The sequence below is a fragment of the Exiguobacterium sp. s183 genome, from assembly GCF_018617655.1.
GTDB classification, from domain to species: domain Bacteria; phylum Bacillota; class Bacilli; order Exiguobacteriales; family Exiguobacteriaceae; genus Exiguobacterium; species Exiguobacterium aestuarii_A.
On record NZ_JACSKN010000006.1, the window covers coordinates 46,429 to 67,890 of the forward strand.

Genomic DNA, 21,462 nt, shown 5'->3' on the forward strand with positions numbered 1-21,462 from the left:
TGCTTCATACAGGAGCAGAAAACTCTCTTTTGATTTGTTCGATATCAATCATTGTTTTTTCATGAACGTACTGAACGAGCACATCATACTGTTCGACCGTATTCAGTTTTTTGAATTTCTCCACATCCCCTTTAAAGCCCGTGAAATAATCACTTTGATACTCCGGGTTGTTGAAAAGTCTCAAATATTCCATATAGTCTTTGATTGTTATTTGACTCACGATGTAAGAGAGAATGGCTTCCCACTCTTTTATCCGCCCCTCATGAATCTGTTTTTTGATAACGATGTCTTGTGCTTGCTCCATTTTGATTTTTTGAATACATTGCTCCACTTCCAACTTATATTCAAGTAACTCATCGCGATTTCGAGTATCCAACGTAGGAATCACTTCAGTTAAATAGTACTGATACCGTTGCTTTCGAGGATGCTTGTTCTTGCCTTTAGCTACTTTAGAGCTTTGATTGAGATCATCGGATTTATTTAATCGTTTCTTTAAATTGATTGACTCTAAAGCTCCAATGATTTCTTTGTTATGTTTTAATGCAAGTTCGACCACTGTCGGACCATATTTTTTGACTCCATTCACAACAAGTTCCGTCGATTTTTTAGACATGAGGAATTCTCCTTTGATATGTAAATTTCATGACGATTTTCAAAAAACAACTCGTAGTTTCTATTCAACAAAGGAATGCTCAATCCCTTGAATCCATTCAAAAACCTAATAATCGGTTTTCGCTATCCATAAAAAAAGGATTAATGAGCAGGCACTCAATAATCCTTCGTCAAATCACTTCTTCTCTTGTTGTTTCTGCAAATACGCTTCACGAAGCTTGTTCAATCGTTCCTTCTTGTTCGAAACAGTCGGCTTTTTCCCGTCTTGGTATTTCGCCGCAGCTACTTTGCTTCTCGTGTCTAGTTGATATTTCCCCATGCTCTTCACCTTCCTTTCTTCATGGCTGACTCTCAACAAAAAGTAAAGACCCTCTAATCTCAATGAAATTAGAAGGTCTTCATGAAAATCATTGATCGCAGTCGTTACAGACTGCTTCAAAATGGAGACGGCGGGAGTCGAACCCGCGTCCGAAGGCATCGTAACGTATGCTTCTACGTGTGTAGTTTATCTATTGAATCTCGATGTGACACTGCCGATAAACAGGCGTTGTCGCATCCAGTCTGTTTCATCTCTTCTTCGCGCCCTCAGACGGCGAGGTTGAAGCGTAGCTTGCTTAGTTTGAGACCCTGAAAGTCATCCACACAAGCGATGGATGTCAGGATCCGCAGGGCACTTAGGCTGCTGCGAGTTGTGTGTTAGTTTTGCCAGTTATAGGCGTTTGCGTTTTAACGAGGCCGACCCCTCGACACGCCACATACGACCGACCTACCCCCGTCGAATCCATAACGTCCCCGGGGTGGTAATTGGTACTATATTTAATATACCACAATCAGGATTCGTTGTCAGTATTTTTGCCGATCGCGCATCGCACGGTCGACGTCACGCTTCGCGTCTTTCTTCTTCAAGTCCTCGCGTTTGTCGTACTTCTTCTTCCCTTTTCCGACGCCGAGCAGGCACTTGGCGAACCCGTTCTTGATATACACTTTGAGCGGGATGATCGTGTAGCCGTCACGCCCAGATGCCCCGATAAGCTGATTGATTTGCTTCTTATGCAACAATAGCTTTCGGACGCGAAGTGGCTCATGGTTGAAGCGGTTCCCCTGGTCGAACGGGCTGATATGACAGTTGTGAAGCGTCGCCTCGCCCCCGTCGAACCGGACGTACGCATCCGCGATATTGATCTTCGATTGACGGACCGACTTGATCTCCGTCCCTGTGAGCACCATGCCTGCCTCAATCGTATCCTCGATCGCGTAATCGAAGGACGCCTTGCGGTTTTGGGCGAGTGCGTTCGAATCTTTCTTCTTGGCCATACACATTCAGTCCTTTATCTACAAGATACGGAGGAAGGGACGAGCCCCTCCCCGTCAGCGACGCTTCTTCGCACCTCGTTTGGCGTCGCCTTTTCGTTTATGCTTGTCTTTCTTCTTCAAGTCGAGTGCCGAACGGCCTTGGGAAGACTTCTCCCCGTCACGTTTCGGTTTCTCACCTGGTTTACCCGGCTTCCCAGGTCTTCCTGGTTTGCCGCGCTTCTTCTTGTCGTCTCGACCGCGACCGCCACGACGGTCCTTCTCGTCCTTCTTCGGACGACCGCCTTTTGCTTTGATTGTCGTCGGTTGGCGACGCGTCGATGGTTCCCGTTTCGGCATGCCGACGACCGTGAAGTCAATCGTTCGCTCGTCTAGATTGACGGCGTCGACTTTGACACGGACGGCGTCCCCAATCCGGAACTGACGTTTTGTCCGCTCCCCGAGCAGCATGAGCTGTGATTCATCGAAGTGGTAGTAGTCATCCATCGACTGAAGACGAACGAGCCCTTCAATCGTATTCGGAAGTTCGACGAACATCCCGAAGTTCGTGACGCCGGCGACGACACCATCGAACTCTTCACCGAGATGGGCTTCCATGTATTCGGCTTTCTTGAGCGCCTGTGTCTCGCGTTCTGCGTCGACGGAGCGACGTTCCCGTTTCGATGCCTGTTCGGCGATCGCCCCGAGACGGTCCTCGTACTTCGCAATCGTCTTCTCCGACAAGTCGTTGTTGAAGACGTACGTGCGCATGAGACGGTGGACAATCAAGTCCGGGTAACGACGGATCGGTGACGTGAAGTGCGTATAGAAGTCCGTCGCGAGTCCGAAGTGACCGAGCGATACGTCATCATATTTCGCCTGTTGCATCGAGCGAAGCATGATCGTGCTGATGACCGGCTCTTCCGGTTCCCCGTCAATCGCCTTCAAGATTTTTTGAAGCGTCTTCGGTTCGACCGTCTGTCCTTTGATGCGTTCGATGTGAACGCCAAAGTTTGCGACGAAGTCGAAGAAGAAGTCGAGCTTGTCCGGCTTCGGATTATCGTGGACACGATAGATGAACGGCACGTCCATCTTATGGAAGTGTTCAGCGACCGTCTCGTTGGCCGCGAGCATGAACTCCTCGATCAACTTCTCAGCGACCGAACGTGGACGAAGCACGATATCCGCCGGCTTCCCTTCCTCGTTGACGACGACTTTCGCCTCGGCGAAATCGAAGTTGATGGCACCGCGCGAGTTGCGTCGTTTCCGAAGGACTTCTGCGAGCTCGGCCATGAGATCGAACTCACCGATGAACGGCTCGTACTTTTTCAACGTCTCCTCGTCATCGCGCTCGATGATCTCACGGACGTTCGTATACGTCATCCGTTCCGTCGTCTTGATGACACTCGGGAACAAGTCATGGCTGACGACCTTCCCGTTTTGCGGGGAAATCTCCATGACACAACTGAGCGTCAAGCGGTTGACGTGCGGGTTGAGGGAACAAATCCCGTTCGAGAGTCGGTGCGGCAACATCGGAATGACGCGGTCGACGAGGTACACACTCGTCCCGCGCTCGAGCGCCTCGACGTCGAGCGGCGAGCCCTCTTTCACGTAATGCGAGACGTCGGCGATATGGACACCGAGCTCGTAGTTCCCGTTATCGAGTTTTTTGACGTGGACGGCATCGTCCAAGTCTTTCGCATCTTCGCCGTCAATCGTGAAGATCGTCTCGTCACGAAGGTCGACGCGACCGATGAAGTCTTTCTCATCCGCCTCGTCCGGCACCGCGTTCGCCTGCGCGATCACGTCCTCCGGGAACTCCGTTGGAATGCCGTGTTTATAGACGATCGACAAGATGTCGACGCCTGGGTCGTTCTTATGCCCGATGATACGGACGACGTCACAGGCACCGGCGAAGCGTCCGTCCGGATACTTCGTGATGCGCACGACGACTTTATGTCCGTCGACGGCACCGAGCGATTTGTCCGGGTTGACGACCGGCCAGAAGTTGATGCGCTTGTCATCCGGCTCGATGAAGGCGAACTGGTCGAGTCGACCGCTCGGGAGCGTATACGTCCCGACGAACTCGGAGAGTCCGCGCTTCAATACTTTCAATAGGATTCCTTCTGTCTTGCCACGGTTGTCCTCGCGTTTTTTGACGAGAATCGTATCGCCATGGTAGACGTCTTTCAGTTGGTCGGGCGGCAAGAACACATCTTCCGCTTCCCCTTCGACCGACAAGAAGCCGAATCCGCGCTGGTGGATCGAGATGATCCCTGCGACTTGGCCGAGCGAGGCGAGCGTCCCGTAACGGTTCGTCCGCGTTCGACCGATGGCACCCTCTTCCTCGAGGGCATTCAATGTGCGGATGAGTTCTTTGAAGTCATCCGTCGACGCGAGCTGTAATCGCTCGGTCAGTTGATCGACAGAGAGCGGTTTCTCGCTCGCCTGTAAGATCTCTAGTAATTGGTCACGTAAATTCAACGTGACACCTCCTTCTTAGACTGACCAGTCTAACGTTTCGAGAAAATCGAGCACGTCCTGGTGCAGTTTCTCTTTTTCTTTGTCGAGCGTAATCACATGTCCCGAGTTCTCATAGATGAGCAACTCTTTTTGGAACGTGTTGACCGCCTCGTAAATTTGATTCGCCGATTCCGGGTCGATCATGTTGTCTTTGGCGCCTTGGACGACGAGTGTCGGGACGAAGATGTCCTCGAGCTTCGACGCCGTGTCGCGGACGAAGGCACGGAGGTCTTTTAGTGTTGGCATCGGTTTGAACTCTACCATCTCCTGCTCGATCTGTTCCGGCGACTTTTCTTCTCTACCCTTATATTCTCGGGCATATGCCTGGACTCCTTTGTACAAGCGGTCCTCGGCATCGATTCCAGTCGGCGCGCACATCGGGATGACCGCCTTGACGTCTTTCTCCTCGGCGAGACGGAGTGACATCACGCCACCTAGCGATAGTCCGCAGACGACGATTTCCTCATGGCCTTTGTCGACGAGTGTCTGGTAGGCGTTCAAGACGTCTTCCCACCAGTCTTCTGGTCCATATTGGAGTAACTCTTCCGGTGGGACGGCATGACCACGATAGATCGGTCCCATACATGTGTATCCTTCTTTTTGAAGGAAGCGACCGAGCATGCGGACATCCGCGCTCGATCCAGTGAAGCCATGTAACATCAACACGGCACGTTTTCCGCCTTCGAAGAAGAACGGTTTTGGTGCAGTCACTTTCATTTTATCTGTCATCTCCTCGTATCTACATTATTCCCAAAAAATAAATCGAAAAAACAAAAGCTGACCGCCTCACGTGAAAATCGAGAACGATCAGCCTTATCATCATAATGATGCGACTAGTAATCCTAAAATGAAAAACAAAGTGCCTAGTACAGCTGCAGTTCGGTTCAAAACAGCATCGAAGCCGCGCGCTTTCTGGCGTCCGAACAACTGCTCCGCGCCACCTGCAATCGCTCCAAGACCTTGCGACCGACCTGACATGAGCAGTACGACGACAATCAATAAGACAGCCACGACAAGTAGGCTGATTGTAGCGATCGTTTGCATAGTAGTCAGTTCCTCCTTCTATTTACACGCCTTTTATTATATAGAAGTTATCGTCAAAACACCAGCATTCAAATTATCGGGACGGGTAGCTGAATCCTTCGCCGATGACTTCCTTCACTTGGTGGATGACGACGAAGGCGCGGTCGTCCGTCACTTGGACGATTTTTTTGAGTGGCGCGATCTGACGTTTGTCGACGATCATATACAACATGTTCTTGTGTTGCTTCGTGTAATAGCCGTGTCCATGAATGATTGTCGCCGAGCGACCGAGCGTCTCCGTCAAGACGACGGCGAGCTCTTCTTGCTTGTCGCTGATGATCGTGACGGCCTTGCGGATATTGAGTCCCTCTGCGACGAGGTCGATGACCCACGAGCCGATGATGATGGCGATGAGCGTATAGAGGACGACCTGTTCCCCTAAGAAGAAGCCAGATGTCGCGACGACGATCGCATCGATGATGAACATCGAGACGGCGACGCTCAAGTGGAGATAGCGCTCCATGAGCCGGGCGATGATGACGCCCCCTCCTGTCGTCCCGCCGACACGGAGCACCATGCCGATCCCGACCCCGATCATGATTCCGGCATAGACGGCCGCGAGCAGCTTATCCTCGGCAGGGCTGCCCCAGTCGTGCGTCAGACTGAGGAAGAATGACGTCGCGACGACGGCGATGACCGAATAGACCATTGTCCGGCGGTCAAGCAGCTTATAACCGACGATGAAGAGAATCCCGTTCCCGATGATTGACGTGAGTCCGAGGTCCCAGCCGAAGACGTAGTACAGGATGATCGTGACCCCGAGCAGGCCACCTTCTGAGAAATCGTTCGGTACGGTGAAGTAGTTGACCCCGAACGAGAGAATGAATGAGCCCGCGATGATCCAGGCAATGTCCTTCACCGAGATGGTTTGTAGCTTGCGCCATACTTGTTGGCGCAATAGATGTTGCTGTTGACGTTTCATAAATTGTCCTCCTTCCATATAAAAAAGACCGCGGCCAAAGCCGCAGTCTTAAGATTGTACTGGCTTTGGCGCACCGTCTTTCATAATCGGCAACTTGCGCTCCGCTGCGTTCGCGTAGACATTCAAGAGTGCCTCTTTTTCCAAATCCCAGTTATATTTCTCACGCGCGGTCTTCGTGTTCTCTTTGACACGCGCATAGAGTGCTTGGTCTTCAATCATCCGGTTGACGCCGTCTGCGATCGATTGTGGATCGTGCGAGTCGACGAGCACCCCGACATCGTTCCCCGCAACGACCCGTTCGATCTCAGGGAAGTCACATGAGACGACCGGTACTTCGGCCATCAAATACTCAAACAATTTGTTCGACGATGCCGAGTAGTGGTTGAAGCAGACGTTGTTCAATACTTGGAAGCCTAAGTAGGCGTTCATCGTATAGTAAGGTAACGCTTCGACCGGTACTTTGTCAATCATCTTGACACGATCGCCGACGCCTTCCGTCTCAATCAACTGTTGAATCGTCGGTTTGAGCTTCCCGTCCCCGATCATGACGAGCGTACCTTCTTTGAAGTCTTTCGCCGCGAGCACGAGCTGTTCGAGACCACGACCTGCTTGAATCCCACCTTGGTACAAGAGGATCTTCTCGTCTTTCGGCAAGTCGAGAAGCGCATGCAAGTCCTTACGGAGCGAGAAGTCGAGCGGACGATAGAACGGATAGTTGTGAAGCACGTACGGATAGAATCCGTATAACTCTTCGTTATGTGCCGCACGCGTATGGTTCTCGACCATCATCGTATCGACGAACGGCAAGAGCCATCCTTCGAGGTTACTTTGGATGTAGCCGTAACCGGTACGGTCCGTCTGTACTTCGTGCGAATCGTAGACGATTCGACCTTTGTTGAACACTTTTCCGGCGAGGAGTGCCTGCGGGAGCGTGTTCAAATCGTTCGCATGATAAAAGTCGTATGACTTCTTCGTCGACGTGAACACCATCTCGAGCATCGCACTCGCGTTGACGATTTGCTTACGTACTTGCGGCAACAAGATTGTCCCGACCGCTGCCCCGAGAGCGAGCATCGTGAACGGTGCGAGTAGGAATAAGCCGGCACCGACAAGTCCGGCACCGATTTGACGGGTCCGTTTCTCACTCACCCATTGATACGTCTTCTTCGCGAACTTGAGCGCGTTGACGAGAATCGATGGCTGACGCTTCACGCGGATGACACGGAAACCTTCCGGACGCATCTCTTCTTTCGGTAACTCTTTATTTTTCGGGTCCTGGAGCGCAATCAAATCAACTTCATAACCTGCCTCGGCGAGTGCCGAGCATTCGCGAAGGACGCGCGCATCATTCGTAAAATGGTTCCATACAAACATACATACTGACTTCATTGTCTTTCCTCCATCACTAACTGTTGTACGACTTGATCTAACACGTCGATATTCTCTTCCCAACATAAATTCTCTTTGACGTAACGTATCCCGTTCGCCCCGAGCGCCTCCCGAAGGTCCGGTCGGTCGAGGAGCTTGCGGAGGATCCGTTCGATCTCATCGATATCCCGTCTCCGAGAGACGAATCCGACTTCGGCCGCTTCAATGACATTCGCCGCATGGCCTGACACTGCTGCGACAATCGGTTTGCCGACCGCCATATAGTCGATGAGTTTCCCCGGGATGACCGTATCGAACACTTCTTGCTCGATCAGGCTGACAAAGGCGACGTCCGCATTTTTAATCGCCTGGAACGCCTCCGTCCGTGGCATCGCTTCAAGGAACAAGAAGTTTTGGAAACCACGCTCCTTGATCGTCTGCTTCAACTCTTCTTTCCGATATCCGTAGCCGATCAGCTTGAAGTGAATCCGCGGTTCGTCACGGAACCGTTCGGCGAGTTCGAGTAAGAGCGAGACGTCTTGCGCGAGACCCATGTTTCCGGCATATAGAATCTCCATCCGGTCGTCCGGCGGGATCGTCCGCTCAAGCGCTCGTTCCGACTCCCGAATCGAGTTCGGCATGTAGTGGATTTTCTCGTTCGGGACACCGCGTTGACGCAGATAGCTACGGAAGCCTTCCGAGTTGATGATGACCTCGTCAGCTGCACGATACAGTCGCTTCTCGAGCCAAAATGCCGGCGTGAGCACCCAGTCGCGCTTGAACACGCCGACCCCTTTCACCGATTCCGGCCAAAGGTCACGAACGTCTAAAATGAGGGGGACACGATACTTGCGTTTCGCATATACCCCGACAAACGCCATAAAAAAAGAAGGGGTCGTCGCAAATACGACGTCTGGCTTCAATTTTAACTGACGGACGGACCCGATTCCTTTCACCATCTGTTCAAGGAACAAGAAGAGACGGCTGACCATATTGGACGTATGTTTCCGCTTCTTCGTGATGAGTCGTTTGATGAACGGTTGGTCGTTCAGCTCCCGGTCATTCCAGAAACGGTCATCCTGATACATATCAAAGCTCGGGTACGAAGGAGCGGCCGTGATGACCTCGACTTCATACCCACGCTGCTTCATCAAATGCGTAATATTTTGCATCCGGTTACCGGCGCTGCCGATCTCCGGATAATAGTTTTGACACACCATGAGCATTGTTTTCAAAAATAACACACCTTACTGTTGATCAAGTTCGTCCACGAGCCGTTTTAACAATGCATGGACGTCATCTTTTAAATCAGGATCGCTGAGCGCGTGGCAAATCATCGTCTCGACGAATCCAATCGGCTCCCCGACGTCATAGCGTCGACCATCAAATTCGTAAGCAAAGACCGTCTGCGCTTCATTCAAGCGTGCGATCGCATCCGTCAATTGAATCTCGCCTCCTGCCCCTGCTTCTTGTCCTGACAACGCCTCAAAGACGTCCGGTGTCAGCACATAGCGACCAAGGATGGCAAAGTTCGATGGGGCCTCACCGACGGGCGGTTTCTCGACGAACGTCCGCACCGGGATAAGCTTCCCTTCAACGGCAAGCGGGTCAATTATACCATATCGGTTCGTCATTTCATACGGGACACGCTGCACACCAATGATCGAGCGTTCATGCGCCTCATATTGGTCAATCAATTGTTTCGTCGCCGGCACGTCGGATTCAATGATATCGTCCCCGAGTAAAACCGCGAACGGTTCGTCCCCAATGAATTTCCGAGCACACCAAATCGCATGACCGAGACCTTTTGGCTCCTGTTGGCGTATGTAGTGAATGTTCGCCAAGTTCGAGGAGTGTCGGACCGATTCGAGTAAGCGGGTCTTCCCTTTTGACTCCAAGTTTTGTTCCAACTCGAGCGCACGGTCAAAATGATCCTCGATGGCGCGCTTGTTCTTGCCCGTGACGATGATGATGTCTTCGATTCCTGAAGCGACGGCTTCCTCGACGATGAACTGAATCGTCGGTTTGTTGACGATCGGCAACATCTCTTTTGGCATGGCTTTCGTGGCTGGTAGGAAGCGTGTGCCGAGACCGGCGGCTGGGATGATCGCTTTACGTACTCGTGTCATTAGCATTGGCTCCTTTACTCATTATGTAATGAGTATACCCAATACTTGTGTGTTCTGACACAAAATAGAGGTCATGACAAAAGAGTCATGACCAATCGTCGTCACGCTTCGTTTTTAGATAATACCATACCCCAAATGCGATCAGACCGATGACGAGAAGAATTCCTAGCATCATCATGAGAAACGCCTCCCCATTCATGCTTCAGTAATCTATTCCCTTCCTACATCGTTTCAGAACCACTTCTGGCCATGCGTTTGAATAAAACGAAGTTCTTCTTGATAATGATTGTAGTGCCCCTCATCCATCATCTTTTGGAAGGCGATATCCCCTTCAGCGGCTTTCCGCTTCATCAACAGACAGAGTGCCTCGATACGTAGCTGTAACATCTCAAACCAGTCTTCCTTAGGGTTGTCCCAACCATATGCCTTTAAGAATAATGAAACACGCTCTTGATACGACTCATCATCTCGAATCGCATCGTAATAGATGACCTCTCCCGATTCAGCTTGATGCCGGCGACTAAGCGGAACGAACGTGTATAGTGCGTAGACGATATCCCAAGCTCTCGGACCTGGTGCAGCCAAATCAAAGTCGATGATCCCCGATACTTTCCCCTCATGAAAAATCGTATTGTAGACGGCAAAGTCATTATGGCAAATGACCTCTAGCGGTTGAGGCGTGTTGTCAATCGGTGCCCAATCTGACGACCACTCAAAATCTGTCGACGCATCATGCAGACGTCTCATTAGTCGTGCAACATCTTGAATCGCCTCATCGGACCACATGTAAGACTTCAACGGATAGTCTGCGGTTTCTCCTTCCAAGTAAGTTAACACTTCTCTCCCTCGATCATCGATTCCAATAAAACGCGGCACTCCGGAAAGTTGCTTTGCCTCCAAGTGACGTAACCATCGATGAATACGCTCGCTGCCTTCCTTTTGAGTGCGATAGACATAATTCCCCTTTTTATGGACAGTCGACACGTTCCCGCCACTCAATCTTTTTTCTTGTTCATTCGCTTGGTCCATCCAATCCCCCCTATTCTTCATCAATCACGTTCAGTATACAGCAACACAGGGTGTCGATGACGAGGAGTTCAGACACAAAACGTTCGCACCCGTTGAAGCGGTACCGTGACTCTTGCAGGAAAGCAATCTCGCGGAGACCCCGCAAGCGCATAAGCGCGAGGAGGCTCCGTGGATTGCCTGCAGAAAGCATCGGTGCCGCAAAGACGGGGTTACGACTAATTAGTCGCCCCATCTTCGAGCAAACGCCAACTTAATCCACAAAAAAACAGGCCCGCCATTTGGCGAGCCTGAAACAATCAATTATTTTTTGAGGTTGTAGAACGACTTGATGCCGTCGTATTTCGCTACATCGCCGAGCATGTCTTCGATGCGGAGAAGTTGGTTGTATTTCGCGATACGATCTGTACGTGAAAGTGAACCAGTTTTGATTTGTCCAGCGTTTGTCGCAACAGCGATGTCCGCGATTGTCGCGTCTTCTGTTTCACCAGAACGGTGTGAGACAACTGCTGTGTAACCAGCTTTTTTAGCCATTTCGATCGCGTCGAATGTTTCTGTGAGCGTACCGATTTGGTTAACTTTGATGAGGATCGAGTTTGCGATTCCTTTTTCGATACCTTCAGCAAGTTTAGATGTGTTCGTTACGAAGAGGTCATCCCCAACGAGTTGAACTTTGTGTCCGATTTTGTCTGTGAGAAGCTTGTGGCCATCCCAGTCGTTTTCGTCACAACCATCTTCGATTGAGAGGATTGGATACTTGTCAACGAGCTCAGCGTAGAAGTCTACAAGCTCAGCAGTTGTGAGTGACTTACCTTCGCCAGCGAGTTCGTATTTACCAGTTGACTTGTCGTAGAACTCAGAAGATGCAACGTCCATTGCAAGGTAGACGTCTTCGCCTGGTTTGTAACCAGCTTTTTCGATCGCTTCAAGGATAACTGTGATCGCTTCTTCGTTCGATTTCAAGTTTGGTGCGAAACCACCTTCGTCACCAACAGCTGTGTTAAGACCCATACCAGAAAGAACTGATTTGAGGGCGTGGAATACTTCAGCACCCATACGGAGCGCTTCACGGAATGTTGGCGCGCCAACAGGCATGATCATGAACTCTTGGAAGTCCACGTTGTTGTCCGCGTGCGAACCACCGTTGATGATGTTCATCATTGGTGTTGGAAGTGTCTTCGCGTTGAATCCACCGAGGTATGTGTAAAGTGGGAGACCAAGCTCATCTGCTGCTGCATGAGCTGCTGCCATTGACACACCGAGAATTGCGTTTGCACCAAGTTTAGCTTTGTTTGGCGTACCGTCGAGTTCGATCATTTTCGCATCGATTGCGTTTTGGTCGAAAACATCGTAGCCGATGAGTTCTGGTGCAATCGTATCGTTTACGTTTGCAACTGCTTTCAAGACACCTTTACCGAGGTAACGTGACTTGTCGCCATCGCGAAGCTCAACTGCTTCGTGCTCACCTGTTGATGCGCCTGATGGGACGAGGGCACGGCCGAAACCGCCGTCTTCTGTGAAGACTTCTACTTCTACTGATGGGTTACCGCGTGAATCTAAAATCTCGCGTGCGTAAATTTCTGTAATCATTGACATGAAAAATCGCTCCTTTTCGTATGAAAAATAGTTTTATGATTTTGTAACGATTGATGAACCAGTCATTTCAGCTGGTTGCTCTCCACCTAGAAGGTCGAGAAGCGTTGGGGCGAGGTCGCAAAGTGCGCCTTCGAGAACTGGTTTCAGTTCGACTCCCTCTTTTGTGATGATACATGGAACAGGTTCCGTCGTATGCGCCGTCATCGGCGAGCCGTCCGGGTTCGTGACGATGTCTGCGTTCCCGTGGTCTGCTGTGATGATGGCCGCGCCACCTTTAGCAAGTAATGCGTCCACTACTTTACCGAGGCATTCATCGACTGCTTCGATCGCTTTCTTCGTCGGCTCAAGCTTACCTGAGTGACCAACCATATCCGGGTTCGCGAAGTTGATGATGTATGCATCATACTCATCCGACTCGATACGCTCGAGCAAGCCGTCTGTGAGTTCGTACGCACTCATTTCTGGTTGCAAGTCGTATGTCGCGACTTTCGGTGAAGGTACGAGGAGACGATCCTCGCCTTCGAATGGCTGTTCTTTTTGTCCATTCAAGAAGAACGTGACGTGTGGGTACTTCTCTGTTTCTGCGGCACGGAGCTGTTTATATCCTTGCGCAGAGAGTGTCTCCCCGAGTGTGTTTTTCAAATCTTCCGGTGGGAAGACGATGTCCGTGTCGATATCATCTGAGTACTTCGTCATCGAGACGAGAAGAAGGTTCTCAGGATGGTTTTCAGAGAGTTTAAAGCCTTCGAATCCAGCTTTCTCTTTGAATACTTTCGACAACTGGATCGCCCGGTCCGGACGGAAGTTGAAGAACATGATGGCATCGTTGTCTTGAATTGTTGCGACCGGCTTGCCATCTTTTTCGATGACTGTCGGTAAGACGAACTCATCCGTCAAGTCGTTCTCATACGACTTCTTGAGAACCTCGACTGGGTCCGTACCGACTTCACCTTTTCCGTTTACGAGGACGTCGTATACTTTCTCGACGCGCTCCCAACGGTTGTCGCGGTCCATGGCATAGTAGCGACCAGACACGCTAGCGACTTGACCGACACCGAGTTCAGCGAGCTTTTCTTCAGTTTCCTTGAGGAAACCAGCACCTGACTTCGGATCACAGTCACGGCCGTCCGTGAAAGCGTGAATGTACACTTTTTCGATGCCGTGGAGTTTTGCGAACTCAACGATGGCAAACATGTGTTTGATGTGCGAGTGAATCCCGCCATCTGACACGAGACCCATGATATGAAGGCTCGAGTCATGTTTCTTCACATGTCCTGCCAAATGGTTCATCGCTTGACGATCAAAAAGCGAACGGTCTTTGATTGCGTTGTTGACGCGTGAAAGTGACTGATAGACGACTCGACCGGCACCGATATTCAAGTGACCGACTTCCGAGTTCCCCATCTGTCCTTCTGGAAGACCGACGTACTCGCCTTTTGCGTTTAAGAGCGTATGTGGATACTGCTCCCAGTAGCGATCGAAGTTCGGTTTGTCCGCAGCCATGACCGCGTTACCGAACGATTCGTCACGCATCCCGAAACCATCTAAGATGATGAGTGCGACTGGTCTAGCCATTTAAATCGCCTCCAACAATTTGAGGAACGAAGCGGCTTCAAGTGAAGCACCGCCGACGAGTGCGCCGTCGATATCTTCTTGTGCCATGTACTCTTTGATGTTCTCAGGTTTGACAGATCCACCGTATTGGATGCGTACTGCAGCCGCTACGTCTTCACCGTAAAGACCTTTCACCACGTCGCGAACATACTTACAAGAGCTTTGTGCGTCAGCTTCGTCTGCTGATTTACCTGTACCGATTGCCCAAACTGGCTCGTACGCGATGACGAGTTGTTTGACTTGGTCAGCAGAGAGGTCAGCGAGACCGCCTTCGACTTGTGTTTTGATGACTTCTTCGAACTTGTCGCCTTCGCGCTCTTCAAGTGTTTCACCGACACAAACGATTGGCGTAAGACCGTGTTCGAACGCTTTTTTCGTTTTGCTGTTGATGAACGCATCTGATTCGCCGAAGTACTCGCGACGTTCTGAGTGACCGAGGATGACGTAAGTCACGCCGAGGTCAGCGACCATAGCTGGGCTGATTTCGCCAGTGTATGCACCGCTATCTTTGTCGTACATGTTTTGTGCACCGAGCTTCAAGTTTGACCCTTTAGCTGCTTCTACCATCGGTGCGAGGAAAAGTGCCGGAGCACCAATCGCTGCATCTACTTTGTCAGTAGACGGAATGTTGTTTTTAACTTCCTCTACGAAAGCGACAGCTTCCGAGAGTGTTTTGTTCATTTTCCAGTTACCTGCAATAATCGGTTTACGCATCGATAACCCTCCTCTAAATTACTTGTCGTTAAGCGCCTCGACACCTGGAAGTTTCTTGCCTTCCATGAATTCGAGTGACGCGCCACCACCAGTTGAAATGTGACTCATCTTGTCAGCAAGACCAAACTTGGCTGCTGCAGCGGCTGAGTCGCCACCACCGATGATTGAATATGCATCGCTATCCGCAAGTGCTTGAGCGACACCTTTCGTTCCGTTTGCGTATTTATCGAGTTCGAATACGCCCATCGGTCCGTTCCATACGACAAGTTTCGATTCGCGAATCGCATCCGCGTAAAGTTCGACTGTCTTCGGTCCGATATCAAGACTCATGTGATCCGCTGGGATCGAGTCGATATCGACTGGGCCGACATACGTTTCTTCGCCGAATTCTTTCGTGATGACGCAGTCGATTGGCATTAAGAATTTCACACCTTTGTCTTCTGCTTTCTTCATGAATTGACGAGCGAGGTCAAGCTTATCCTCTTCAAGGAGTGACGTTCCGACTTCGTGCCCGAGTGCTTTCGAGAACGTGTACGAGAGTCCGCCACCGATGATGAGTGTGTCAACGATGTCAAGAAGGTGGTCGATGACCCCGATCTTGTCCGCTACTTTCGACCCGCCGATAATCGCCGTGAACGGACGGTCTGGGTTAGAAAGAGCTTTACCGAGAACTTCAAGTTCTTTTTCCATCAAGAGACCAGCAACGGCTGTGTCCACGTGGTGTGCAATCCCTTCAGTTGAAGCGTGTGCACGGTGAGCCGCGCCGAACGCGTCATTGACGTATACGTCAGCAAGTGCTGCGAATCCTTTTGCAAGTTCAGGGTCGTTTTTCGTTTCACCTGGGTAGAAACGAACGTTCTCTAAAACGACGACATCGCCTTCAGAGAGTTTAGCGACCGCTTCTTCTGCGACCGGTCCGTATGCTTCTTCGACGAGCGGCACATCTTTTCCGAGGAGCTCAGCGAGACGCTTCGCTACTGGAGCAAGTGAGAACTCAGGGTTCTTCTCGCCTTTCGGACGGCCGAGGTGGCTCGCAAGGACGAGTTTCGCACCACCGTCAAGCAAGTGCTTGATCGTTGGAAGTGCGGCTTGGATCCGAGTTTCGTCTTGGATGACGCCATCTTTGAGTGGAACGTTGAAGTCAACGCGGCAAAAGACGCGTTTCCCTTTTACATCGATGTCACGAATAGACTGTTTGTTCATAACTTTCGCCTCCATATGTCGTGCGTGTCATTTCATAAATAGAGCGGAGAACAATCTCTTGTTTCCGCTCCTATTTGATTCTATTTAGTTCACGAAATTACTTCGCGATGTTAGCGAAGTGCTTAACTGTGCGAACCAATTGTGCAGTGTAAGACATTTCGTTGTCGTACCAAGAAACTGTTTTAACGAGTTGCTTGTCGCCAACTGTCATAACTTTTGTTTGAGTCGCATCGAAGAGTGAACCGTATGTGATTCCAACGATGTCAGAAGAAACGATTTCGTCTTCAGTGTAACCGAATGACTCGTTTGCTGCTGCTTTCATCGCTGCGTTTACTTCGTCAACAGATACTTGCTTGTCGAGTACAGTTACGAGCTCAGTGAGTGAACCTGTAGCAACTGGTACACGTTGTGCAGCACCGTCAAGTTTTCCTTGAAGTTCAGGGATTACGAGACCGATTGCTTTAGCAGCTCCTGTTGTGTTAGGAACGATGTTCGCTGCAGCTGCACGCGCACGACGGAAGTCACCTTTCGGGTGTGGAGCGTCAAGCGTGTTTTGGTCGCCAGTGTAAGCGTGGATTGTCGTCATGAGACCTTCAACGATTCCGAACTGGTCTTGAAGTACTTTAGCCATTGGAGCCAAGCAGTTTGTTGTACAAGAAGCACCTGAGATGACTGTTTCAGTACCATCGAGGATGTCGTGGTTTGTGTTGTAAACAACAGTCTTCATGTCACCTGTAGCAGGAGCCGAGATAACAACTTTCTTCGCGCCAGCTTTCAAGTGAAGCTCAGCTTTTTCTTTAGAAGTGAAGAATCCAGTACATTCGAGAACGATGTCTACACCGAGGTCTCCCCATGGAAGTTCTTCAGGGTTACGGTTAGCGAGCGTGATAACTTTCTCTCCGTTTACGAGGAAGTGATCGTCGTGTACTTCAACTTCTCCGTCGAAACGACCTTGAGTCGTGTCATACTTGAGAAGGTGCGCAAGCATCTTCGTGTCTGTCAAGTCGTTGATTGCAACAACTTCGATTCCTTCGTTTTTGATGATCTCGCGGAATGCCAAACGACCGATACGTCCAAATCCGTTAATACCAACTTTTACTGCCATGTTAATTTCCTCCTTAGGGTAGAAGCTATTTATTGAAGAGCCAACGGGGGGTCAACTCTTTAATAACAAGTTAATAATTCTTTCGCCGCACCTTCGTCTGTGACGAGGATGATGTTCGACGTGTGTTTCGCATAAGCGGCGATCGCCTGTGCCTTCGATTTTCCTCCGGCAACCGCGATGACGGTATCCATGTCATCCAGCTCTTCGAGTTGGATCCCGACCGTCTTGACGCGATGGACGATCTCACCTTCCGCATTGAAATAATATCCGAATGCTTCGGCGACGGCGTCATGCCGTTCAATCATCCGCAAATGCTCCGGTGATGCGTGACGGCGTTTTGCCATCGTTTCTGCCTCACCAATTCCATGTACCACAATTCGCGCCGCTCTAATCATTTCCAGTACATTTTTAATACTAGGTTCCTCCACCATCCGGTCGAATGTCTCTTGTGACACCTCATCCGGAATATGTAGAAGATGATAGTCTGCGTGGGCCCGGTCCGCCATGCGTGAACAGACGGTATTCGCTTGAAGTTCAAGCGTTTCTCCAAGACCTCCGCGTGCGGGCACAAAATGCATTGGGCGTTCTTTTTTATCGGGCGACATCATCGCCGCAACCGATGCCATTGTCGTTCCACCTGTTACCGCAATCACGTTATCATCCGGTGCGAGCCGCGCTTTTAACTGCGTGACCGCTGCCCGTCCGATATCGCGTTGGACCCAGAATGTCTCATCTGAATCACCCGGTACGATGACGACTTGGCGAACCCCTAATTTCTCTTCGAGCTCTCTTGCCACTTCTGAGATCCCGAGAAGTTCTCCCATGATCTCGTGCAAGTCCCGTAAGACGTTTCGTCCCGTCTCACTGAGGGAAATTCCTTGAGTAGCGACGTAAAGAAGACCTTGGTCTTTCAAAAAGTCGACTTCTCGTCTGAGTACCCGTTCGGTCAGTCCCAAACTCGTTGCGAGTGTCCTGCGGCCAATCGGCTGCATCAAGCGGACATAGTGTAAGATATCGTAACGATGTCGGAGCGTATCGAGCAGGTCAGGGACAATTTGCTTCTGAACGTGAATCAGTTGCTGGATCATGCTCTTACCCCCTCGACTTTCAGTGTGGACAATTTTTGTCCCACTTTTTTATTTGCGTCCCACCGCTACGAGTTCATCTTATCAATCACTTTTCCGTCTGGCAACCCCTTCAAACGTTTTTTTTCGATGTAAGCGTATACTTAACAAAATCTTCAACTTTGTTGTCATCATATCGCCCTTGACTGATGACTTCTCCTTCATGTATGAGAACGGGGATTTCAAAGAGGTACTTTGCCTCGAGATCCTCATCTCCCGTAATATCAATCTGTTCGAGTTCGATCGGATAATCCTCCTGTAGCCATTCGAGCATGACAAGCGCCTCGTCACAGAGCGAACAATTGTCACGTTTATATAAAGTTAGTTTCATTTTCGTCATCCCTTCCATAACTGGCGCTCGCGTTCTCGCGAGTTGCCGAATCCGAGTTCTTCCCGATAATTCGTCACGGTCCGTCTCGTCACTGGATAGCCGTATCGGGCGAGTTCGTCCGCCAGTGCCTGATCACTTTGCGGGGTCTTCTCTCGTTGAATCAGTTCTGCGAGCGTCCGCTTGATCATAAACGGTGAATGTCCATGACTCGTCGACCTTACGAAAAAGTGTTTCCATTCCATGATCCCGCCTTCAGTCTTCGCGAACTTCCCTTGAATGGCACGTCCGACCGTCGATTCGTGCTTGCCGATTTGTTGTGCGACGGTCCGACGGGTCAGCGGATTGAGGACAAGTTCTCCTTTCAGCCACTCGGTCTGACGTGACGCGATGATAGCCCATATCTCACGTAACGTCTCGTTCCGCATCGCAAGGGACGTCATCCACCATTTCGCCTCGCGGTCATTGCCGACTTTCGTCGCGTCAAGTTCCGGGCTGAGCCACGTCGTGACAAGCTCTCCATCTTCGTAACGTACTTCGACTTCGGGGAACACGTGCCCCGTTTCTTCATATAATAATGGACGTTTTGGTAGTGTCGCGACAATTCGCTCTAAACGGGCGAGCTCTTCATCTGAAATCGCGAGCACGCTCGCCATCTGTTTTTGGCTCACGCCACTCTCAATCGCATCAAATACATCGACGACGCGTGGGTCCTCATGTTCAATTGCATGGCGGTACTGACACTCTCGTTCCGTTCTCGCCCCGATTCCCGTCGGTTCAAGAAATAAGAGTGCCTGTCTCGCCTGTTCGATTTGAGTCACGTCGACACCGAACCGCTCCGCCAACACCTCATTCGTATCCGGCAATAATCCTCGATGGTCGAGCAACAAGACGAGTTGCCGTCTCAGCTCTTTCTCCGAGTCGCTGCCGCTTCCTTCTCGAATCTGGGTGAACAGCTTCTCTTCGAACGCGCTCGCCGCATCCGCTACCCATCCGAGATCCCCGCTCCCGATATGAATGTTTGGATTATGGCGCGCCAGACGTGCGAGACGAAACGAGAGCGCCAGACGGTCCGCCTCGAGCACCGGTAGCCGTTGCACAAGGTCTTGCGTCATCTGTTGCTGTTGTACCTGTTTTTGTTCTTGCCGTTGCATCGTTCTCCCCCCTCTTCTCTATTGTAACGAACCCGCTCCGCTTGCGCTCAAAAAAGGATAATGAACAGGATTGCTTTTTCAATAAAACAAATGTATAATAAATTCGTGTCACACACATGCACCCGTAGCTCAGGGGATAGAGCACTGGTTTCCGGTGCCAGGTGTCGGGAGTTCGAATCTCTCCGGGTGTATCAGATGTAGAGGTCAGGCAGATTGCCTGGCCTCTTTTTCGTTTCAGGACGCGAAAATCGTGGAATAGGTGAAAAACGATGACTATCGTTTGACCAACATTGACTATACAGGTATGATGAACTTACAACCTACATAAAGGAGGCAGATTCAATGTTAATTCCAACAGTTATCGAACAGACAGGCCGTGGGGAGCGCGCGTACGACATCTACTCACGCTTGCTCAAAGACCGTATCATCCTTCTCGGAAGTGCGATTGACGACAACGTCGCGAACTCAATCGTCGCACAGCTTCTCTTCCTCGCAGCTGAGGATCCAGAAAAGGACATCTCGCTCTACATCAACAGCCCAGGTGGTTCGATCACAGCGGGCATGGCGATTTACGACACGATGAACTTCATCAAGCCGAACGTGTCGACGATTTGTATCGGAATGGCTGCATCGATGGGTGCCTTCTTGCTCCAAGCCGGTGAAAAAGGAAAACGCTTCGCACTTCCGAACGCAGAAATCATGATTCACCAACCGCTCGGCGGCACACAAGGCCAAGCGTCAGACATTAAGATTCACGCAGAACGCATCATCAAAATGCGTGAGAAATTGAACCAAATCATGGCAGAGAACACTGGACAGCCACTTGAAGTCATCGAGCGCGACACAGAGCGTGACTACTTCATGGCAGCTGACCAAGCGAAAGACTACGGTCTCATCGACAAAGTCATGACACGCTAATCATACAAAAGACGTTTCCCGATCAATCGGGAAACGTCTTTTTCTATTCGATTGGCATCCAGACTTCAATCATGTCGTCCGCTCCACCTTGACCGTGAATGTAACGTTCAAAGTCGACCGCATCGCGAAGCGTCACGTCTGGAACGTTCAACAGTTGTTCGTACGTTGTAGGAATCATCGGGATCCCCCCTTCGACCGTCGCGACGATATAGTTCCCTTCGGTCAGTTCGACTTGTCGCGATCCTTCCCCACTCACAGGCTTCGTCATGCCAGCCACATAGCCGTTCTCTTGTGGGAGGCAGACGCCGTATGACTCATCTGTCGTCAATTCTGGTTGGAGTCTGGCCCAAACCTTCGGGATTTCTTCTAACGTACTCCCATATCCATAGACTGTAATCGGTTCACGTAATGTTTCGTATCGAATGTTCATGTCATCCCCTCCTGACTGCATCGACCGAATCTGTCTCTCGATTTGGCAAAGCTGTTCGATTTCTTTCCTGACTTCACATAACCGTGTTTCAAGTAGCGTATCAGTCGACTGACCTGATTGAATCTGCTCTAAACTGAGCCCGATTTGACGTAATCGTTTAATTTCACTCAAGCGTCGAATCTCTTCCATCCCGTACATCCGATACTGGTTGCCCGATCGTGTCGGTCGAATCAACCCGCGCCCTTCGTAAAATTTGATGGCTTTGACCGACAATCCGGTCACATGCGAAACTCTTCCAATCGGAATCACTGTGTTCCCACCTC

At 50.5% G+C, this 21,462-nt stretch carries 22 protein-coding genes, 1 tRNA gene and 1 other RNA gene; 2 read left to right on the forward strand and 22 right to left on the reverse strand.

Annotated features, from left to right (window positions below; genetic code table 11):
* Positions 1–4: 4 nt before the first annotated feature.
* From KNP62_RS13125 to KNP62_RS13225, 21 genes are all read right to left on the reverse strand, one after another.
* Positions 5–613, reverse strand: a complete 609-nt coding sequence (locus KNP62_RS13125; RefSeq protein ID WP_214785820.1) for a hypothetical protein — start codon at positions 611–613, stop codon at positions 5–7.
* Positions 614–787: 174 nt separating this feature from the next.
* The gene (locus tag KNP62_RS13130; protein ID WP_214746089.1) at positions 788–931 is read right to left on the reverse strand and encodes an alcohol dehydrogenase; all 144 of its coding nucleotides are present in this window, start codon (positions 929–931) and stop codon (positions 788–790) included.
* A gap of 119 nt (positions 932–1,050) precedes the next feature.
* Positions 1,051–1,406: a transfer-messenger RNA gene (gene ssrA / locus KNP62_RS13135) on the reverse strand.
* Between the two features lie 49 nt (positions 1,407–1,455).
* A complete protein-coding gene (gene smpB / locus KNP62_RS13140; protein WP_214693541.1) occupies positions 1,456–1,926 on the reverse strand; it encodes an SsrA-binding protein SmpB in 471 nt (156 codons plus the stop codon).
* Between the two features lie 54 nt (positions 1,927–1,980).
* The gene (rnr, locus tag KNP62_RS13145) at positions 1,981–4,386 is read right to left on the reverse strand and encodes a ribonuclease R (RefSeq protein ID WP_214693543.1); all 2,406 of its coding nucleotides are present in this window, start codon (positions 4,384–4,386) and stop codon (positions 1,981–1,983) included.
* A 15-nt stretch (positions 4,387–4,401) separates the two neighbouring features.
* Positions 4,402–5,142, reverse strand: coding sequence for an alpha/beta hydrolase (locus KNP62_RS13150; RefSeq protein WP_214785822.1), 741 nt, complete (start codon positions 5,140–5,142; stop codon positions 4,402–4,404).
* Positions 5,143–5,244: 102 nt separating this feature from the next.
* Positions 5,245–5,469, reverse strand: coding sequence for a preprotein translocase subunit SecG (gene secG, locus KNP62_RS13155; RefSeq protein ID WP_012726902.1), 225 nt, complete (start codon positions 5,467–5,469; stop codon positions 5,245–5,247).
* A 73-nt stretch (positions 5,470–5,542) separates the two neighbouring features.
* Positions 5,543–6,430 (reverse strand): YitT family protein, encoded by an 888-nt coding sequence (locus tag KNP62_RS13160; protein WP_214785824.1) that lies wholly within the window; start codon positions 6,428–6,430, stop codon positions 5,543–5,545.
* A 48-nt stretch (positions 6,431–6,478) separates the two neighbouring features.
* Positions 6,479–7,819, reverse strand: a complete 1,341-nt coding sequence (locus KNP62_RS13165; RefSeq protein ID WP_214785826.1) for a glycosyltransferase — start codon at positions 7,817–7,819, stop codon at positions 6,479–6,481.
* Positions 7,816–9,024, reverse strand: coding sequence for a glycosyltransferase family 4 protein (locus tag KNP62_RS13170; protein WP_251125725.1), 1,209 nt, complete (start codon positions 9,022–9,024; stop codon positions 7,816–7,818). The genes KNP62_RS13165 and KNP62_RS13170 overlap by 4 nt, the downstream gene beginning before the upstream one ends.
* 21 nt (positions 9,025–9,045) lie before the next feature.
* Positions 9,046–9,927 carry a UTP--glucose-1-phosphate uridylyltransferase GalU gene (galU, locus tag KNP62_RS13175; protein WP_214785830.1) on the reverse strand — a complete coding sequence of 294 codons (882 nt, stop codon included), beginning with the start codon at positions 9,925–9,927 and terminating at the stop codon, positions 9,046–9,048.
* Between the two features lie 231 nt (positions 9,928–10,158).
* Complete coding sequence (locus KNP62_RS13180) at positions 10,159–10,956, reverse strand: phosphotransferase enzyme family protein (RefSeq protein ID WP_214785832.1); 798 nt, start codon at positions 10,954–10,956, stop codon at positions 10,159–10,161.
* 10 nt (positions 10,957–10,966) lie between these two features.
* Positions 10,967–11,188, reverse strand: coding sequence for a hypothetical protein (locus KNP62_RS13185; RefSeq protein ID WP_214785834.1), 222 nt, complete (start codon positions 11,186–11,188; stop codon positions 10,967–10,969).
* A gap of 68 nt (positions 11,189–11,256) precedes the next feature.
* Entirely contained in the window at positions 11,257–12,549 is a 1,293-nt protein-coding gene (eno, locus tag KNP62_RS13190; RefSeq protein ID WP_012726908.1) for a phosphopyruvate hydratase, read from the reverse strand.
* A 33-nt stretch (positions 12,550–12,582) separates the two neighbouring features.
* Positions 12,583–14,124 (reverse strand): 2,3-bisphosphoglycerate-independent phosphoglycerate mutase, encoded by a 1,542-nt coding sequence (gene gpmI, locus KNP62_RS13195; protein ID WP_214785836.1) that lies wholly within the window; start codon positions 14,122–14,124, stop codon positions 12,583–12,585.
* Positions 14,125–14,877: a triose-phosphate isomerase gene (gene tpiA / locus KNP62_RS13200; protein WP_034778525.1), complete on the reverse strand. Its 753-nt coding sequence runs from the start codon at positions 14,875–14,877 to the stop codon at positions 14,125–14,127.
* A gap of 18 nt (positions 14,878–14,895) precedes the next feature.
* Positions 14,896–16,080 (reverse strand): phosphoglycerate kinase, encoded by a 1,185-nt coding sequence (locus KNP62_RS13205; protein WP_214785838.1) that lies wholly within the window; start codon positions 16,078–16,080, stop codon positions 14,896–14,898.
* A 97-nt stretch (positions 16,081–16,177) separates the two neighbouring features.
* Entirely contained in the window at positions 16,178–17,185 is a 1,008-nt protein-coding gene (gap, locus tag KNP62_RS13210) for a type I glyceraldehyde-3-phosphate dehydrogenase (RefSeq protein ID WP_012726912.1), read from the reverse strand.
* Positions 17,186–17,244: 59 nt separating this feature from the next.
* Positions 17,245–18,273: a sugar-binding transcriptional regulator gene (locus KNP62_RS13215; protein WP_012726913.1), complete on the reverse strand. Its 1,029-nt coding sequence runs from the start codon at positions 18,271–18,273 to the stop codon at positions 17,245–17,247.
* A gap of 109 nt (positions 18,274–18,382) precedes the next feature.
* Positions 18,383–18,640 carry a glutaredoxin family protein gene (locus tag KNP62_RS13220; RefSeq protein ID WP_074033610.1) on the reverse strand — a complete coding sequence of 86 codons (258 nt, stop codon included), beginning with the start codon at positions 18,638–18,640 and terminating at the stop codon, positions 18,383–18,385.
* Between the two features lie 5 nt (positions 18,641–18,645).
* Positions 18,646–19,791 carry an RNA polymerase factor sigma-54 gene (locus KNP62_RS13225; protein ID WP_214785840.1) on the reverse strand — a complete coding sequence of 382 codons (1,146 nt, stop codon included), beginning with the start codon at positions 19,789–19,791 and terminating at the stop codon, positions 18,646–18,648.
* Between the two features lie 118 nt (positions 19,792–19,909).
* Here KNP62_RS13225 and KNP62_RS13230 point away from each other — a divergent pair.
* Positions 19,910–19,982, forward strand: a tRNA-Arg gene (locus KNP62_RS13230).
* A gap of 151 nt (positions 19,983–20,133) precedes the next feature.
* Positions 20,134–20,709: an ATP-dependent Clp endopeptidase proteolytic subunit ClpP gene (gene clpP, locus KNP62_RS13235; RefSeq protein ID WP_012726916.1), complete on the forward strand. Its 576-nt coding sequence runs from the start codon at positions 20,134–20,136 to the stop codon at positions 20,707–20,709.
* Positions 20,710–20,752: 43 nt separating this feature from the next.
* Here clpP and KNP62_RS13240 read toward each other — a convergent pair whose 3' ends face one another.
* Positions 20,753–21,448, reverse strand: a complete 696-nt coding sequence (locus KNP62_RS13240) for a MerR family transcriptional regulator (RefSeq protein WP_214785841.1) — start codon at positions 21,446–21,448, stop codon at positions 20,753–20,755.
* Positions 21,449–21,462 lie beyond the last annotated feature (14 nt).

Bases quoted from the DNA above. Each gene is read 5' to 3' on its own strand.
- KNP62_RS13160 (WP_214785824.1), bottom strand. From the start codon at position 6,430: ATGAAACGTCAACAGCAACATCTATTGCGCCAACAAGTATGGCGCAAG.
- KNP62_RS13215 (WP_012726913.1), bottom strand. From the start codon at position 18,273: ATGATCCAGCAACTGATTCACGTTCAGAAGCAAATTGTCCCTGACCTG.
- gpmI (WP_214785836.1), bottom strand. From the start codon at position 14,124: ATGGCTAGACCAGTCGCACTCATCATCTTAGATGGTTTCGGGATGCGT.
- KNP62_RS13220 (WP_074033610.1), bottom strand. From the start codon at position 18,640: ATGAAACTAACTTTATATAAACGTGACAATTGTTCGCTCTGTGACGAG.
- KNP62_RS13185 (WP_214785834.1), bottom strand. From the start codon at position 11,188: ATGGGGCGACTAATTAGTCGTAACCCCGTCTTTGCGGCACCGATGCTT.
- eno (WP_012726908.1), bottom strand. From the start codon at position 12,549: ATGTCAATGATTACAGAAATTTACGCACGCGAGATTTTAGATTCACGC.
- KNP62_RS13170 (WP_251125725.1), bottom strand. From the start codon at position 9,024: ATGCTCATGGTGTGTCAAAACTATTATCCGGAGATCGGCAGCGCCGGT.
- secG (WP_012726902.1), bottom strand. From the start codon at position 5,469: ATGCAAACGATCGCTACAATCAGCCTACTTGTCGTGGCTGTCTTATTG.
- gap (WP_012726912.1), bottom strand. From the start codon at position 17,185: ATGGCAGTAAAAGTTGGTATTAACGGATTTGGACGTATCGGTCGTTTG.
- KNP62_RS13225 (WP_214785840.1), bottom strand. From the start codon at position 19,791: ATGCAACGGCAAGAACAAAAACAGGTACAACAGCAACAGATGACGCAA.
- smpB (WP_214693541.1), bottom strand. From the start codon at position 1,926: ATGGCCAAGAAGAAAGATTCGAACGCACTCGCCCAAAACCGCAAGGCG.
- galU (WP_214785830.1), bottom strand. From the start codon at position 9,927: ATGACACGAGTACGTAAAGCGATCATCCCAGCCGCCGGTCTCGGCACA.
- KNP62_RS13125 (WP_214785820.1), bottom strand. From the start codon at position 613: ATGTCTAAAAAATCGACGGAACTTGTTGTGAATGGAGTCAAAAAATAT.
- KNP62_RS13165 (WP_214785826.1), bottom strand. From the start codon at position 7,819: ATGAAGTCAGTATGTATGTTTGTATGGAACCATTTTACGAATGATGCG.
- clpP (WP_012726916.1), top strand. From the start codon at position 20,134: ATGTTAATTCCAACAGTTATCGAACAGACAGGCCGTGGGGAGCGCGCG.
- tpiA (WP_034778525.1), bottom strand. From the start codon at position 14,877: ATGCGTAAACCGATTATTGCAGGTAACTGGAAAATGAACAAAACACTC.
- KNP62_RS13150 (WP_214785822.1), bottom strand. From the start codon at position 5,142: ATGAAAGTGACTGCACCAAAACCGTTCTTCTTCGAAGGCGGAAAACGT.
- KNP62_RS13205 (WP_214785838.1), bottom strand. From the start codon at position 16,080: ATGAACAAACAGTCTATTCGTGACATCGATGTAAAAGGGAAACGCGTC.
- KNP62_RS13130 (WP_214746089.1), bottom strand. From the start codon at position 931: ATGGGGAAATATCAACTAGACACGAGAAGCAAAGTAGCTGCGGCGAAA.
- KNP62_RS13180 (WP_214785832.1), bottom strand. From the start codon at position 10,956: ATGGACCAAGCGAATGAACAAGAAAAAAGATTGAGTGGCGGGAACGTG.